A 13,645-nucleotide genomic window follows, 5' to 3' on the forward strand; every position below is an offset into this window, starting at 1 on the left:
ACGGTGGTGACTCGATCATGACAGCCCTGATTTCATTCAAGTCGACGCCCGATACTGCGGCGCCCGGCCAGAGCACGTGTGTGCTCGAAATTCTTCAAGGTTTGCACAAGGGTGTTTCGCTGGCCCTGGATAAGCCGAGCTACAGCATCGGCAGCGCCGCGCCTGCCGACCTCATCCTGAGCGATACCGATATCGCCGCACAGCATGTGCGTCTGGTTCTTGGTCGTGACCCTGCGGATCGCGGTCAGGTGGCCATCGAAGCCAGCGGCGGTGATGTCGCGTTCATTCACGCCAGCGGCCTGCGTGCCGTACTGGCTGCAGGCACCGGTCAGCGAGTCCGACTGCCAGTGGAACTGGAGCTGGGTCAGGCCCGGCTTTGTCTGCGTGCAGATCGACTGCAAGCAGTCGTCTCCGATGTTCCGAACGCTCGTTCCCCTCGGGTCTGGGCGCTCTTCGCTGCGTTGACGCTGTTGCTGATATGCGCGACCGCGTTTGCGCTGCATGCTCCGCGCGAAGATGCCATGCGAGCAGCAGGCACCCGCCAAAAACAGTTGCCCGCAGCCGCTCCGGCGCCGACGCTCGCTCAGGCGCAAGGCTGGCTTGAACAGGCGTTGAAAGACGCTGGGCTTCAACAGTTGCACCTTGTCAGTCACAACGGCACAGGGCCTGGCGGACAGCTCGGTGTGGAAGGCACCTATTCCCCGGAACAGAAAGGTAGCTGGCTGCAGATCCAGCGCGCATTCGACAGCCAGTTCGGCCAACACATCGTACTGACCCCCAAAGTGCAGCTCGCAGCTTCGGTGGCCAAGCCCCGCGTACGTTTTCAGGCGGTCTGGTTCGGTCCGGACCCTTACGTGATCGATGAACACGGCAAGCGTGTCTATCCCGGCGCAGCGCTGCAGGACAACTGGACCCTGGAAGGCATCGCTGATGATCAGGTGCGTCTGGTGCGCGGCCAGGAAAGGTTTGTGTTTACGTTATGAAAGTCGACCTGCGCCCCGTACTTCCATCCCCTGGCGAGCCGCTGCCGGCCGTTGAACGCGTCGCTCCGGTGTCGCCACGCCAGGCGCCGCGTTTCGAAGCATTGCTCGACCAGCGCGAAAGAAAGGTTCGCCGTTCGCTGCGTGGCGAGCTGGAGCAGACCGATCAGGCCGCTGCTGCCAGCACCGAGCTGTTCGGCACCGTGCGCTCGCTCCAGACCCTGCGTTATCTGCTGGACGAAGTCTTGCCTACGCTGGACGCCGAGCCCGATATCCGGGCGCTGGCCGAAGACGTGATTCGTGAGGAGATCGACATTCGTCTGCTATTGGAACAGCAACGCGCGCAGGTGCAGCCATGAGTGCGAGTCAGGATCGTGACTGCGTCGAGCTGCTCAAGGGGCTTGGCGATCTCTATCGTCGCTGCGGTCAACCGCAAAGGGCGCTGGTGATGCTGTTGATTGCTATCCAGCTGGCCCCGGCCGACACCGGTCTGCTGCACAGCCTGGTGCTGGCCTTCACTGACAGTGGCGATACCAGCCGGGCGTTGGCAGCGCTGGATCGTCTGGTGAGCTATCAGGGCGAGAGCGCTGCCTTGCTGCTGTTGCGCAGCCGCGCCTTGTGGAAAGCCGGCAGCAAGGACGAAGCCCGCCAATGCTTCAGACGCTACCTGAGCGCGCGGAGGGATGAGCAATGACGTTCATGAATCGTCTCAACCTGCTGGCACAGATCGCTTCGAAGCGCACCGACGTGATCATCGTCGCGTTCATGCTGATGGCCATCGCCATGATGATCATTCCGCTGCCGACCTATCTGGTCGATGCGCTGATCGGCGTGAACATCGCCCTGAGCCTGCTGATCCTGATCGTTGCCTTCTACATCAATCATTCCGTGGAGTTTTCGGCGCTGCCGCCGCTGATTCTGCTCAGCACGTTGTTTCGGCTGTCCCTGTCGATCACCACGACGCGTCTGATTCTGCTGGATGGCAACGCCGGTCATATCGTCAAGGCCTTCGGTGATTTCGTGATCGCAGGTCAAGTGGTGGTCGGGCTGGTGGTGTTTCTGATCATCACTGTGGCGCAGTTCGTGGTCATCACCAAAGGTGCCGAGCGGGTGGCCGAAGTGGCCGCACGTTTCACCCTGGACGCCATGCCCGGCAAGCAGATGAGCATCGACAACGATTTGCGCAACGGCGATATCGATCAGGCCGAGGCTCGCCGTCGCCGCTCGCGTCTGGAGCGCGAAAGTCAGATGTTCGGGGCCATGGACGGTGCCATGAAGTTCGTCAAGGGCGACGCCATCGCGGGGCTGGTGATCCTGTTCGTCAACCTGCTGGGCGGGATGATGATCGGTATGGTCGAGCGCGGAATGCCGTTTGCCGAAGCTGCTCACACCTATTCGTTGCTGACCGTCGGCGACGGCCTGATTGCGCAGATTCCGGCGCTGCTGATTTCGGTGGCTGCCGGCACGGTGGTCACGCGGGTCAACAGTGATGGCGAGGAGCGCGACCTGGGAACGGAAATCGTCCGGCAGCTGGGCGCCAGTCACCGTGCGCTGGGGCTGACGGCCCTTATCCTGCTGGGTGTCGGACTGTTGCCGGGGTTCCCGTTGCTGGTGTTCGTCACACTGGCGGCGGTGCTGGGCGGCAGTGCGGTGGTGCTCTGGCGTCGCGCCAGAACCGGCGCTTCCGTGCCCGCGATCGACCTTCCGGAAGATGAACCGGCCATGGAGCCAGACGCGCCTGAAGTGCTGGAAACGTTCGAACGTCCGCTGGACAGTCGAGTGCTGCTGAGTGTCGGAGACGGTCTGGCTCAGGTAGCGCCATTGCAGCCGCTGCGGCAGCGGATCGAAGCGCTGTGCCACGAGATTCGCGCCGACCTTGGCATCGATGTAACGGTGCCGGAGGTGTACCTGGATCGCTCGATGTCCGCAGACCGTTTTCAGGTCGAGCTGGAAGGCGTGCCCGTCTGCGAAGGTGAATTCGACGGGCAATGGCTGCTGCTGCAGGAAGATCCCGTGCACGCCCAGTTGCTCGCTGTCGAGCCTCGCGAGGCGCCGTCACCGATCAGTGAACGTTCCGGTCGCTGGGTGGAGCGCGAGCACGCCAGTCAATTGCAGGAGGCCGGTATCGGCTTTCTGTTTGCCGACGAGGTGTTGCGTGAGGTGCTTGATCGCACGTTGCGCCGTTACGCTGCCGATTTTCTGGGGATCCAGGAAACCCGCGTGATGCTGGAGCAACTGGAAGGCAAATACGGTGAGCTGATCAAGGAGGTGCTGCGCGTCCTGCCGTTGCAGCGCGTGGCCGAAGCACTGCGTCTGCTGGTCGCCGAAGGCGTTTCCATCCGCAATCGCCGAGGTTTGCTGGAAGCGATGGTGGAATGGGGGAGCCGCGAATCCGACGCCGGACGGCTCACCGAGCACCTGCGTGCCGGACTGGCGCGGCAGATCAGTCATCAGTACGCCGACCGTAACCGGGTGATCAGCGCGTTCGTACTGGCCCCGGCGCTGGAAGAGCAGTTGCGTGCCGCCATCAGCCGCCTGGACAAGGGGCGTGATTCGGTCCCGGACGACATCGCCCGCACCCTGCTCGTGCAATTGCGCCGCTTGTGTGACCTGTTGCCGGAAAACGATTCCACCGTGCTGCTGGTGCACCCAGAACTGCGTCGGGGCATCCGCCGCATGATCGTTCGCGGCGAGCTGCAGCTGGCCGTGCTGTCCTTCAGAGAGCTGGCGGGCGAATACAACCTTCAGGCGGTCGGCACCCTCAGCCTGACCGATATCAATACGCGCCCGGCCTCAGGTGCCGGGTCCGTCTCTTCACTGGCGACTGCCTCATGACTTGTTCAGTAGCTGCACTGCGTACGTTTTTCTTCGGCCTTGGCGTATTGCTCCTGAGCAGCCACGCCAGCGCCGAGAACATCGGCAAAGGTGCCAAAGGCACGATCGATCTGGGAATCGGCGAAGGCCGGGTTCTGCATTTTTCGGCACCCGTGGATTCGGTGATGGTTGCCGAACCGGGGATTGCCGATCTGCAGGTGGTGTCGCCCGGCGTGATCTACGTGTTCGGCAAGGCGGCCGGGGAGACCAGCCTGATTGCGCTGGACGCTGAAGGGCAGGAGACCGCCACGCTGAGCCTGTCGATCAACAGCGGCACCTCGGCCGTCTCACGGCCGCTCAAGGCGCTTCATCCGCAGAGCCAGACGCGTATCAAGGCCACCGGCAACCGTCTGGTGGCCGATGGTGCGGTGCGGGACGTGGGCGAGGCCACCGACCTCAATGCGCTGCTGAGCACCGAAGGGCAGAACTTTCAGTCAACGGTCAACAGCGCCACCTACGCGGGCTCTGCTCAGGTCAACATCCGGGTGCGTTTCGCTGAAGTGTCGCGCTCCGAACTGCTGCGCTACGGCGTGAACTGGAACGCGCTGTTCAACAACGGCACCTTCTCCTTCGGTCTGCTGACCGGTGGCGGCCTGGCGAGCGGCGCGGCAGGCGGCGCCTCGAATGTGATCAGCGCGGGACTGGCCTCGGGCAACGTCAATATCGACGCCATGCTGGAGGCGCTGCAAAGCAACGGTGTGCTCGAAGTGCTGGCCGAACCGAACATTACGGCGATGACCGGACAGACCGCCAGTTTTCTCGCCGGTGGCGAGGTGGCGGTACCGGTACCGGTCAATCGCGAGGTCGTCGGGATCGAATACAAGCCGTACGGCGTGTCACTGTTGTTCAGCCCGACGCTGCTGCCGAACGGGCGAATCGCCTTGCAGGTGCGCCCGGAGGTCAGCAGCCTGATGAGCACCACCACGCTGGACGTCAACGGTTATCAAGTGCCGTCGTTTCGCGTACGTCGTGCGGACACTCGGGTGGAAGTCGGCAGCGGTCAGACCTTCGCCATTGCCGGGCTGTTCCAGCGTGAAAGCAGTCAGGACATGGACAAGGTGCCGATGCTCGGCGACATGCCGATCCTCGGCAATCTGTTTCGCTCCAAACGGTTCCAGCGCAACGAAACCGAGCTGGTGATTCTGATCACGCCGTACCTCGTCGAGCCGGTCAAGGACCGCGTGGTGGCCACGCCGCTGGACAAGCAGCGCGCGGCCGCCACGGCATCCACCAGCCCGCGCACCGGTGGCGCATTCGGCTTCTACATGAACTGAAAGGAGCAGGCCATGAACTTCAATCCAGCGTTGCCCGTTCCCTTTGCGTGTCTGTTTCTCTGCCTGCTGGGCGGCTGCAAGACGCACCTTGACCCGGTCAGTTATTCGCCGGATTACACCGCAATCACCCGCGCGGACGGCCGTATCGAACTGGTGCCTCAGGCGTGTGCCCAGCCTGCGGCGCAGGATGACATCGATGTCGGCGAAGACTTTCAGGCGTTGCTGCCGCCTGGCTGCGCCAGCAATCTGATTCTGTTGCAGATGGTCGAGCAGCGTGCGGACGTGCTGCGCGGGCGTGACACCGGGCCGACCATGGCGGCGCCGGTCGGGCGTGCCGCGCAGGTGTACATCGACGGTTATGACCGTGAAGAACTGCGTCGCCGTCAGGCCGAGCAGCAGGCCAGCACCGACACCCGGGAGGCTCGATGAACTCAGCGGCCGTCGACAAGCCCCAGTGCCTGGGCCTGCGCTGCAGGATCCTTGATCGCCTTGATGCGGCGCGCCTCGGTGATCAACTTACTGCGCTCGGCCTTCGGAATGTCCTCGAAGCTCATGCCCTTGAGGTCCTTCTCTCGCCCGGCCAGGACCATGACCAGCAATTCGTTGCGCTGATGCCTGGGCTGCGCCAATGGCGACTGGCTTACCGTTTCGATGGTCTGCAACGCCTTCTGACTGTCGTCGCCCAGCGCGTAGGCCAGCGCCAGGTTGCAGCGGGTGTCCAGATCGTTCGGGGCAAGACGCAGGCTGGTGTTGAACGCAGTCTGGGCAGGTTTGGCCTGACCCAGCAGGATGTGCGCGATGCCCAGCCGGTTCCAGGCCGTCGGCTGTTGCGACGCGTCCGCCGCCTGGGTCAAAGCGGTGACGGCGCGCTCCAGCTTGCCTTGACGCAACTGCGCCGTGCCCAGACCCAGCAAGGCGTCAGGGTCGTTGGCCTTGAGTTCCAGCGCACGTTGAAAAGCCCGCTCGGCACCCCGTGTGTCGTTGCTGGCGAGCAGGGCATCACCGAGCTTGAGCCACGACTCGACACCGGCCTCGGGCTGCTGCGTGGCGCGCTGGTAGAACGATGCCGCCGTGGTCGGGTCGCCGCGCTTTTCCAGGTCCGCCGCCAGTTGCATGAACCGCTCGTAGCTGGCATCGCTGCGGGGTTGAGTGGCACAGGCCGTCAGGGTCAGACAGCCGAGCAGCAACAGCGTGGACACGGAACGAGGGGGCATGGACAAGGCTCTTGTGAAAGTGGATCGGGCGAGGCGAATCATCCGCCGAGGGCTGTTGCAGGCGAGCGCCATCTTATCGACTCGGCGCGCAATTGCGACCGTTTTCTGAGCCTGATTCAGCCCGCTTTGTTCCCTGCGAACATGACGCAGGATGGAGGTCGCCATGGTGCTCTTCAGGCTTGAACGCTTCTTGGTGCGCAGCCTCATGTTGCTGGCGCTGGCCGGGTTTTCCGGCGTGCTGAATGCCGCGCCCGATCACGAGCCGGACTGGTTTTCCAAACCTTACGCCTACGTGTTGGTGGATCAGGATATCCGCGGTGCCCTGACCGAATTCGGCCAGAACCTGGACCTGATCGTGGTGTTCTCCGACAAGGTGCGCGGCTCGGCGCGGGGCACCGTGCGCGGCGCCAGTGCGGGAGAGTTTCTGTCCCGGCTGTGCGACGCCAATCAGCTGAGCTGGTATTTCGACGGCAATGTGCTGCACATCGCCCAGTCGGATGAAGTCGGCACCCGGGTGTTCGACCTGCCGGGGCCGAAGCTGGATGAACTGCAGCACTACCTGGCGCAACTGGAGGTCTCGGGCCAGCCGATGTCCAGTCGTGCCAGCCCCGATCACGACAGCCTGTTCGTGTCCGGTCCGCCTGCATACCTGGCGCAGATCCAGCAACACCTTGATCGTCAACCTGTCGCCGAGGCTGCACCTGTGGTGCGTGAGCGCGGTGTGCGGGTATTCCGTGGCGGTGTCGTCACCCAGGTCACCAATGACCGTCAATAACCCAAAGGAGCATCACTCATGTCCGTGAATCCGGTAGACAGCACGACCGATATCAACCCTTCCAGTCAGGAGTCGCGTTTCAACGCAGCCGTCGACAATGCCACACAGGCGTCCAGCGACGCTGAGTTCAACGATGCGCTGATCACCCAGGCCGTCACCATCGGCGGGCAATTCATCATCATGCCGCGCGCTCAGGAAATGCTGAACGAAGCGCAGTCCGATGATGACTCTGAATAAGGATCGACCATGACCGTCAATCTGGCTGCATCACCGGCGGCGGCTGCCTTGCCGTCGCCGGGAGGAGGCGGGGGCATGCAGGCCTCGCAGAACCTTTTCGAACACATGGCCGAAAGTGCCAAGGGGATGCCGCAGGGCGCGAGCCCGCACCAGATCGGCAGCAACCTCATGGAGCGTCTGGACGGCTTCATCGACCGCTCACGGCAGTTCTCCGAACGCGCCGACGCGATGACCCATGGCAGTGCGCCTTCGTCCACCGGTCACACGCAGGCACCTGAGGCAAGCGCTGCTCAGGATATGAGCAAGACAGGCGGTCCTCAGGTTGATCGCATCGTGCAGTCGCTGGGCCGGATGTTCGACTACTCCATCGAAACCCAGATGGTGGTGCGCGGGGCCACGCAGATATCCGGTTCCGCCAACACCCTTCTCAAAGGTCAATGAACCATGCCCAGATGCCGTCGTGTCCTGCGCCTGCTGATCGTGTCCGCGCTTGCCAGCCTGTTGCAGGCCTGTGATGTCGATCTCTACACCAACCTGGGCGAGCGCGAGGCCAATGCCATGCTCGCCGTGCTGCTGCGCGACGGCATTCCGGCTTCGCGCAAGGTTCAGGACAACGGCCAGTTGAAGGTCATGGTGGACGAGAAGCGCTTCGCACAGGCCATGGCGGTGCTGGATGACGCCGGTCTGCCGGGGCAGAGTTTTTCCAACATGGGTGAGGTGTTCAAGGGCAATGGCCTGGTGTCCTCACCGGTGCAGGAGCGTGCACAGATGGTCTATGCGCTGAGCGAGGAACTGTCGCACACCGTTTCGCAGATCGACGGGATCCTGTCTGCGCGAGTGCATGTGGTGCTGCCCGACAACGATCTGCTCAAGCGGGTGATCTCGCCGTCGTCGGCTTCGGTGCTGGTGCGTTTCGATCCGAAAACCGACATCAATGTGTTGATTCCGCAGATCAAGACCCTGGTCGCCAATGGCATTTCCGGACTGGGTTACGACGGGGTTTCCGTGACTGCGATCAAGGCGGTGCTGCCAGCCAACGCCTCTGCCGGTCCGCAACTCGGTAGCTTTCTCGGGTTATGGATGCTTGAAGACGACGTGCCTCGGGCCAGATGGCTGTTCGGCACGTTGTTGCTGATTGCTCTGGGGCTGGCCGCGACTCTGGGCCGCCAGCTCTGGAAGCGGCAAAAGGCTGAAGGGGCTTACGTCCTGAGTGATGCGCCATGAGTGCCGGGTTGACGGGGCGGTGGCAAACGCTGACTGAACAGCCGTTGGCCTTTGTCCGCGAGCGTTGTGTCAGTGACTGCCTGGTGCACGACCTTGCGCCTGCCGACCTTGCGAGCCTGCGCGAATCGCCACGCTTTGCTTCGCGTCTTGAAAATCTGTTGAGCCACCACTTCGGTTTGCAGCCGTTGGCGCAATTGGCATTGCCTGCCGAGCAGGACTTGCCGGTCCTGCTGCTGAGTGACAACGATTTTGCACGTCTGCCGCGCCTGTGTGGCGCGGTCTGGCACGCGGCAACACTGAGCCGGGAAATTCGCGGTCAGGTGGTCAGCGAATACCGCCAATTGCTGGGCGAAGAAACCTTTGCCTTCGCGCTGGCGCATCGGCATCTGGCGGGTGCGGCTGACCTGCTTCGGACCCCGGCCGAGCTGGCTCAGGCCATCGACCGCGACGGCGCGTTCTGCGTGGCCACCTGGCTGGGTGCCCAGCCTGCGGACCTGCGGGCCTGGCTGCAGCTGCGTCTGGAATGTCCTGAACCGGATCAACCCGAGGATCAACGACAGGTCCGGGTGGTTCAGGTCGTGGCCGCTCACCTGCTCAAGCGTGCACAAGGAAACAACCATGAGTGAGTTGCCGACCCGCCCTGGCGCACGCATCGTGCGGGCTGCCGACGCGGCGCGATGGATCGACGGTTACGCGTTTGTGGAGGCCGCGCATGACGAGGCCCGCCGGGTGCGTGAGGACAGCGCGCAATGGCTGGAGCAGGCTCGTGCAGAAGGTTTCGAACACGCTCGCCGACAGGGTGCCGAGGAGGCCGCCGCGCTGTTGGCGCAGACCAGCGCCCAGGTGGATCGCTACCTTGCAGGTCTTGAGACTTCGCTCGCCGAACTGGCGCTGAATATCGCGCGCCAGGTGTTGGGTGAACTGGACGGGCGCGAGCGGCTCGTGCGCTGCACGGCTCAGGCCTTGTCGGCGTTTCGCCAGGATCAGGTGCTGACGCTGTATGTGCCCCGCAATGAAGTCGAACGTCTGCGTCAGCACATTGCGCAAGGCCCGTTGTCGTTGCAGGCGCTGAATGTGGAAGGCGATGACCAGCTTGAAGCCGGTCAGGCACGGCTGGGCAGTCCGGCGGGCTCGGTGGAACTCGGGCTGGATGCGCAACTGGACAACCTGCGACGCGCGCTGTTGCCGCTGGCCGAGGGTGAGCGCCATGAGTGAAGCCCTAGCCGCATTGATCGGTGGCTTGAACCAGCGTCTGCAGCGTGCCCAGCCGCGGCCGATGCACGGCACCTTGCGCAGCATTCGCGGTGTGTTGCTGTGTGCCAGCGTCGCCGGGGTGCGCATCGGCGAGCTGTGCGTGCTGCGTGATCCGGGCAACGGTCGGGAACTGTCGGCTGAAGTGATCGGCTTTGATGAGGACGATGCGATCCTCTCGCCCATCGGCTCAATGGAGGGCTTGTCGACCCGTACCCGGATCATCGCCACCGGACAGGCGATGGGTGTGCAGGTGGGTGATGCCTTGCTCGGTCGGGTGGTCAGCCCGATGGGTGAGTTTCTCGACGGCCCGGCGCTGACCGCCACCCTCGGTCTGCAGCGCTACCCGCTGCACGCCGAGCCACCGGCCCCGTTCAGCCGCCAGCGTATCGTCGAACCCCTGTCGCTGGGTGTACGCGCCATCGACAGTCTGCTGACCGTCGCCTGCGGGCAACGCATGGGCATCTTTGGCGAGCCAGGTGTGGGCAAATCATCGTTGCTGGCCAGTATTGTCCGTAACAGCGACGCCGATGTGATCGTCATCGGCCTGATCGGCGAGCGTGGGCGCGAAGTGCGCGAACTGCTCGAGGGGCAACTGGACGAGGCGGCGCGTGCCCGAACCGTTGCCGTTGTCGCCACCTCGGACCGGCCTGCCGCCGAGCGGGTCAGGGCGGCCTACGTGGCGACCGCTCAGGCTGAATACCATCGCGATCAGGGACGCAATGTGCTGTTGCTGATGGACAGCCTGACCCGCTTCGCCCGTGCCCAGCGCGAGATCGGCCTGGCGGTCGGCGAGCCCCCGACCCGGCGCGGCTATCCGCCCTCGTTTTTCTCGGCGCTGCCACGGCTGCTGGAACGCGCCGGTCCAGGCCCGACCGGCAGCATCACCGCCTTGTACACCGTGCTTACCGAAGGTGACGCGGCGATGGACCCGGTCGCCGAAGAAACCCGCTCGATTCTCGACGGCCACATCGTACTCAGCGCCGAACTGGCACAGCGTGATCACTTTCCAGCCATTGATGTGCTGCACAGCCGCAGCCGTCTGATGGAGCAGGTGGCTTCGGCGGCGCACAGGCAGTTGGCTTCGCGAATGCGTGAACTGATCGCGCGTCGTCAGGCGATAGAACTGCTGATTCAGGTTGGTGAATACGCCGCGGGCAGTGACCCGCTGGCGGATGAAGCCATTGCCCGTCATGCAGCAATAGAAGCATTCCTGCGCCAGCCTGCCGCTGAACACGACACCCTCGCACAGACCCTGGCGCATATGCGCAAGGTACTGGCATGAGCGTACTCAACCACGGAAGTCCCAATGGGCTGCGTCACGGAGAAACCCAATGAAGACGGCTGATCTGCATAACCTGCAAGCCCTGCGCCTGCTGCGTGAGCAGCGTGCCTCTGCTCATCTGGCCACTCAACGCAAGCGTTGCCTTGAAACCGAACATCACCTTGATCAGGCCAGAGAAACCTTGCGCCTGCACCGCGAGAGACGCGCGCAGGAAGCAGAGCAGGCCTACGGTCTGTTCAGCGAGGGCATTTCAGTGAGTGCCTGGCAGGCGGCCCAAGAGCACCTCAAGCAACTGGATGAAGAACGTGAGGCGCTGCAGGCCGAGGTCAACGCCGCTGTGCTGAACGTTGAAACCGAGGAGCAGGCTCGTGAGCGGCTGCGCATCGAGCACAGGCGACGTCAACAACAGAGCCAGGCATGGCAAAGCCTGCTTGAGCAGCGCCTGAGCCTCGAAACGCGTCTGGGTGAGCAGCGCGACGAAGCCGAGCAGTCGGGCTCGTCGAGCGATAACGCCCTGAGCGTCGACGCAGGCAGTGCAACAGGCGCTGGAGGCGAGCGGTGACGGCTTACGAAACCTCCTTCAATGGCGCCGCGCTGTCGGATCTGCCGTCGTTCGACCCCGATGTGCTCAGCCTGCACAACCGCCTGCATCGCCGAGTGGCCGACTGGCATGGCGTGCTGCGCGGTCAGCCGATGCGAGTGCAGTGGGCCTGCGGTAGGGATGTCGATCAACCGTGCGTGTCGGTTGCCCTGATGATCGGCCAGACATTGGTCGAGTTGAGGGTGCCGGAGCCCTTGTTTGAGCGGTCCGGGATGACCTGGCAACCCGGCTCGGCCATTGACCGCCAGAACGAGGCGTTGTTGCTGGAGCAGGCCTGGCTGGGCTGGATCGAACCCCTTGAAGCCATTCTGGGTGAACCCCTGCAGGTGGCTCCCTGGGCCGCGGACCCGACGGCACGTTGCCTCGGTGTCACGCTGGAGGTGCACATCGCAGACTTCCCGGCAGCGCGCGTGGAACTGCGGATGAACAGCGTCGCAGCTGATCACGTCGCCGCTCTGTTGGAGCGCCACGCAATGCCTGATCAGGGTGCGCTGCAAGCGCTCAGGCTGGTGATGAGTGCCGAGGCGGGACATGCGCCGCTGCGCGTGGACGAGCTGCGCAGTCTCGCGCCGGGCGACGTGGTGATGCTCGACACGCTACCTGACGATCAGGTTCGTCTGCGCATCGGTCAGCACCTTCAGGCTCACGCACGACGCTCGGGTCGTTCGCTCGAGTGGTGCGGACCATGGAGCGGTTCCGACCCCGACCCGAGCACGGCAACCCATTTCAACAGGAATGACGCAATGAATGAACCTACCGTAATGCCGGACCTGGATGTCTCACTGGACGCGCTGCCGCTGACGCTGGTCTGCCAATTGGGCAGTGTCGAACTGACGCTTGAGCAACTGCGCGCAATGGCCCCCGGGACGCTGCTGCCGCTAGCCTCGTCGGGTCAGGACGAGGTGGACCTGATGGTGAACGGACGACGCATAGGCCGGGGCGAACTGGTGCGCATTGGTGATGGCCTGGGCGTGCGCCTGCTGGGTTTCAATGCGCCATGAACGGCTATCAGCCGAACCTCATCGAGATCATTCTGGTCGTTGCGACCATTGGCCTGATTCCGCTGGCCGTGGTGACACTGACCGGTTTCATGAAGATATCCGTGGTGCTGTTTCTGATTCGCAACGCCTTGGGCGTGCAGCAGACGCCACCGAATCTGGTGCTGTACGGCATCGCCCTGATTCTCTCGGTCTACGTGACCACGCCCTTGATCGGCGACATGTACCGACAGGTTCAGGGGCGAGATCTGAGCCTGCAGAATGTGCAGCAACTCGAAGAACTCGGCAGCGCACTGCGGCCACCCTTGCAGGCGCATTTATCGAAATACGCCAACGAGAACGAGCGTGGTTTTTTCGTTCAGGCGACCGAAACCATCTGGTCACCCGAAGCGCGCGCCGATTTGCGTGACGACGATCTGGTGGTACTGATCCCCGCGTTCGTCAGTTCCGAGCTGACCCGTGCCTTCGAGATCGGCTTTCTGTTGTACATACCGTTTCTGGTGGTCGACCTGCTGGTCTCCAACGTGCTGATGGCGATGGGCATGTCGATGGTCTCGCCGACGCTCATTTCGATACCCCTGAAGATCTTCCTGTTCGTGGCATTGAGCGGCTGGTCGCGGCTGATGCATGGGTTGATCCTGAGCTACGGAGGCTGACGTCATGGGGCAGGATGTGTTTCTTTCGCTGATGAACCAGGCCTTGATGACGGTGCTGCTGCTTTCGGCGCCTGCGCTGGCGGTTGCCATCGTCGTCGGCCTGAGTGTGGGGCTGCTGCAGGCGCTGACCCAGATCCAGGACCAGACCCTGCCTCAAGTGGTCAAACTCGTCGGGGTGTTGCTGGTGATTGTGTTTGTCGGGCCGTTGCTGGCCGGGCAGGTGGCCGAACTGGGCAATCAGGTGCTCGACAATTTTCCGTTGTGGACTCGCTGACG

At 63.4% G+C, this 13,645-nt stretch carries 18 protein-coding genes; 17 read left to right on the forward strand and 1 reads right to left on the reverse strand.

Going from position 1 to position 13,645, the window contains the following annotated elements:
- Window positions 1–17 precede the first annotated feature (17 nt).
- Genes QRN20_RS26060 through QRN20_RS26085 form a run of 6 tightly spaced genes read left to right on the forward strand, consistent with a single transcriptional unit; the run spans window position 18 to window position 5,557 of the window.
- Complete coding sequence (locus tag QRN20_RS26060) at window positions 18–983, forward strand: SctD/MshK family protein (RefSeq protein ID WP_122500908.1); 966 nt, start codon at window positions 18–20, stop codon at window positions 981–983.
- Window positions 980–1,339 carry a hypothetical protein gene (locus QRN20_RS26065; protein ID WP_122500909.1) on the forward strand — a complete coding sequence of 120 codons (360 nt, stop codon included), beginning with the start codon at window positions 980–982 and terminating at the stop codon, window positions 1,337–1,339. The genes QRN20_RS26060 and QRN20_RS26065 overlap by 4 nt, the downstream gene beginning before the upstream one ends.
- A complete protein-coding gene (gene sctY, locus QRN20_RS26070) occupies window positions 1,336–1,674 on the forward strand; it encodes a type III secretion apparatus assembly chaperone SctY (protein WP_025994035.1) in 339 nt (112 codons plus the stop codon). Before QRN20_RS26065 ends, sctY begins: the two co-directional genes overlap by 4 nt.
- The gene (gene sctV, locus QRN20_RS26075; RefSeq protein ID WP_122500910.1) at window positions 1,671–3,815 is read left to right on the forward strand and encodes a type III secretion system export apparatus subunit SctV; all 2,145 of its coding nucleotides are present in this window, start codon (window positions 1,671–1,673) and stop codon (window positions 3,813–3,815) included. The genes sctY and sctV overlap by 4 nt, the downstream gene beginning before the upstream one ends.
- Window positions 3,812–5,128: a type II and III secretion system protein family protein gene (locus QRN20_RS26080; RefSeq protein WP_122500911.1), complete on the forward strand. Its 1,317-nt coding sequence runs from the start codon at window positions 3,812–3,814 to the stop codon at window positions 5,126–5,128. Before sctV ends, QRN20_RS26080 begins: the two co-directional genes overlap by 4 nt.
- A gap of 12 nt (window positions 5,129–5,140) precedes the next feature.
- Window positions 5,141–5,557, forward strand: a complete 417-nt coding sequence (locus tag QRN20_RS26085; RefSeq protein WP_004886375.1) for a hypothetical protein — start codon at window positions 5,141–5,143, stop codon at window positions 5,555–5,557.
- A gap of 2 nt (window positions 5,558–5,559) precedes the next feature.
- Here the strand turns inward: QRN20_RS26085 and QRN20_RS26090 are convergent, their stop codons facing one another.
- Entirely contained in the window at window positions 5,560–6,342 is a 783-nt protein-coding gene (locus QRN20_RS26090; RefSeq protein ID WP_029244510.1) for a tetratricopeptide repeat protein, read from the reverse strand.
- A gap of 163 nt (window positions 6,343–6,505) precedes the next feature.
- Between QRN20_RS26090 and QRN20_RS26095 the strand changes: the two genes are divergently transcribed.
- Genes QRN20_RS26095 through QRN20_RS26145 form a run of 11 tightly spaced genes read left to right on the forward strand, consistent with a single transcriptional unit; the run spans window position 6,506 to window position 13,643 of the window.
- Window positions 6,506–7,117 (forward strand): type III secretion protein, encoded by a 612-nt coding sequence (locus QRN20_RS26095; RefSeq protein ID WP_122500919.1) that lies wholly within the window; start codon window positions 6,506–6,508, stop codon window positions 7,115–7,117.
- An 18-nt stretch (window positions 7,118–7,135) separates the two neighbouring features.
- The gene (locus tag QRN20_RS26100) at window positions 7,136–7,354 is read left to right on the forward strand and encodes a hypothetical protein (protein WP_004886379.1); all 219 of its coding nucleotides are present in this window, start codon (window positions 7,136–7,138) and stop codon (window positions 7,352–7,354) included.
- 9 nt (window positions 7,355–7,363) lie between these two features.
- Window positions 7,364–7,795 carry a hypothetical protein gene (locus QRN20_RS26105; RefSeq protein ID WP_122417674.1) on the forward strand — a complete coding sequence of 144 codons (432 nt, stop codon included), beginning with the start codon at window positions 7,364–7,366 and terminating at the stop codon, window positions 7,793–7,795.
- Between the two features lie 3 nt (window positions 7,796–7,798).
- On the forward strand, window positions 7,799–8,578 hold the full coding sequence (gene sctJ, locus QRN20_RS26110) for a type III secretion system inner membrane ring lipoprotein SctJ (protein ID WP_122500912.1): 780 nt from the start codon (window positions 7,799–7,801) through the stop codon (window positions 8,576–8,578).
- A complete protein-coding gene (locus tag QRN20_RS26115) occupies window positions 8,575–9,204 on the forward strand; it encodes a type III secretion protein (RefSeq protein ID WP_122428534.1) in 630 nt (209 codons plus the stop codon). The genes sctJ and QRN20_RS26115 overlap by 4 nt, the downstream gene beginning before the upstream one ends.
- The gene (locus tag QRN20_RS26120; protein WP_088235135.1) at window positions 9,197–9,793 is read left to right on the forward strand and encodes a FliH/SctL family protein; all 597 of its coding nucleotides are present in this window, start codon (window positions 9,197–9,199) and stop codon (window positions 9,791–9,793) included. Before QRN20_RS26115 ends, QRN20_RS26120 begins: the two co-directional genes overlap by 8 nt.
- The gene (locus tag QRN20_RS26125; RefSeq protein WP_122500913.1) at window positions 9,786–11,114 is read left to right on the forward strand and encodes a FliI/YscN family ATPase; all 1,329 of its coding nucleotides are present in this window, start codon (window positions 9,786–9,788) and stop codon (window positions 11,112–11,114) included. The genes QRN20_RS26120 and QRN20_RS26125 overlap by 8 nt, the downstream gene beginning before the upstream one ends.
- A 49-nt stretch (window positions 11,115–11,163) precedes the next feature.
- On the forward strand, window positions 11,164–11,676 hold the full coding sequence (locus tag QRN20_RS26130; RefSeq protein ID WP_096768332.1) for a hypothetical protein: 513 nt from the start codon (window positions 11,164–11,166) through the stop codon (window positions 11,674–11,676).
- Window positions 11,673–12,716, forward strand: coding sequence for a type III secretion system cytoplasmic ring protein SctQ (gene sctQ / locus QRN20_RS26135; protein ID WP_096768331.1), 1,044 nt, complete (start codon window positions 11,673–11,675; stop codon window positions 12,714–12,716). Before QRN20_RS26130 ends, sctQ begins: the two co-directional genes overlap by 4 nt.
- A complete protein-coding gene (sctR, locus tag QRN20_RS26140; protein WP_004886393.1) occupies window positions 12,713–13,369 on the forward strand; it encodes a type III secretion system export apparatus subunit SctR in 657 nt (218 codons plus the stop codon). Before sctQ ends, sctR begins: the two co-directional genes overlap by 4 nt.
- 4 nt (window positions 13,370–13,373) lie before the next feature.
- Window positions 13,374–13,643 carry an EscS/YscS/HrcS family type III secretion system export apparatus protein gene (locus QRN20_RS26145; protein WP_004886396.1) on the forward strand — a complete coding sequence of 90 codons (270 nt, stop codon included), beginning with the start codon at window positions 13,374–13,376 and terminating at the stop codon, window positions 13,641–13,643.
- Window positions 13,644–13,645 lie beyond the last annotated feature (2 nt).

Source organism: Pseudomonas sp. fls2-241-TYG-175, assembly GCF_030209155.1.
Taxonomy (GTDB): Bacteria; Pseudomonadota; Gammaproteobacteria; order Pseudomonadales; family Pseudomonadaceae; genus Aquipseudomonas; species Aquipseudomonas viridiflava.

Bases quoted from the DNA above. Each gene is read 5' to 3' on its own strand.
- QRN20_RS26060 (WP_122500908.1), top strand. From the start codon at position 18: ATGACAGCCCTGATTTCATTCAAGTCGACGCCCGATACTGCGGCGCCC.
- QRN20_RS26065 (WP_122500909.1), top strand. From the start codon at position 980: ATGAAAGTCGACCTGCGCCCCGTACTTCCATCCCCTGGCGAGCCGCTG.
- sctY (WP_025994035.1), top strand. From the start codon at position 1,336: ATGAGTGCGAGTCAGGATCGTGACTGCGTCGAGCTGCTCAAGGGGCTT.
- sctV (WP_122500910.1), top strand. From the start codon at position 1,671: ATGACGTTCATGAATCGTCTCAACCTGCTGGCACAGATCGCTTCGAAG.
- QRN20_RS26080 (WP_122500911.1), top strand. From the start codon at position 3,812: ATGACTTGTTCAGTAGCTGCACTGCGTACGTTTTTCTTCGGCCTTGGC.
- QRN20_RS26085 (WP_004886375.1), top strand. From the start codon at position 5,141: ATGAACTTCAATCCAGCGTTGCCCGTTCCCTTTGCGTGTCTGTTTCTC.
- QRN20_RS26090 (WP_029244510.1), bottom strand. From the start codon at position 6,342: ATGCCCCCTCGTTCCGTGTCCACGCTGTTGCTGCTCGGCTGTCTGACC.
- QRN20_RS26095 (WP_122500919.1), top strand. From the start codon at position 6,506: ATGGTGCTCTTCAGGCTTGAACGCTTCTTGGTGCGCAGCCTCATGTTG.
- QRN20_RS26100 (WP_004886379.1), top strand. From the start codon at position 7,136: ATGTCCGTGAATCCGGTAGACAGCACGACCGATATCAACCCTTCCAGT.
- QRN20_RS26105 (WP_122417674.1), top strand. From the start codon at position 7,364: ATGACCGTCAATCTGGCTGCATCACCGGCGGCGGCTGCCTTGCCGTCG.
- sctJ (WP_122500912.1), top strand. From the start codon at position 7,799: ATGCCCAGATGCCGTCGTGTCCTGCGCCTGCTGATCGTGTCCGCGCTT.
- QRN20_RS26115 (WP_122428534.1), top strand. From the start codon at position 8,575: ATGAGTGCCGGGTTGACGGGGCGGTGGCAAACGCTGACTGAACAGCCG.
- QRN20_RS26120 (WP_088235135.1), top strand. From the start codon at position 9,197: ATGAGTGAGTTGCCGACCCGCCCTGGCGCACGCATCGTGCGGGCTGCC.
- QRN20_RS26125 (WP_122500913.1), top strand. From the start codon at position 9,786: ATGAGTGAAGCCCTAGCCGCATTGATCGGTGGCTTGAACCAGCGTCTG.
- QRN20_RS26130 (WP_096768332.1), top strand. From the start codon at position 11,164: ATGAAGACGGCTGATCTGCATAACCTGCAAGCCCTGCGCCTGCTGCGT.
- sctR (WP_004886393.1), top strand. From the start codon at position 12,713: ATGAACGGCTATCAGCCGAACCTCATCGAGATCATTCTGGTCGTTGCG.
- QRN20_RS26145 (WP_004886396.1), top strand. From the start codon at position 13,374: ATGGGGCAGGATGTGTTTCTTTCGCTGATGAACCAGGCCTTGATGACG.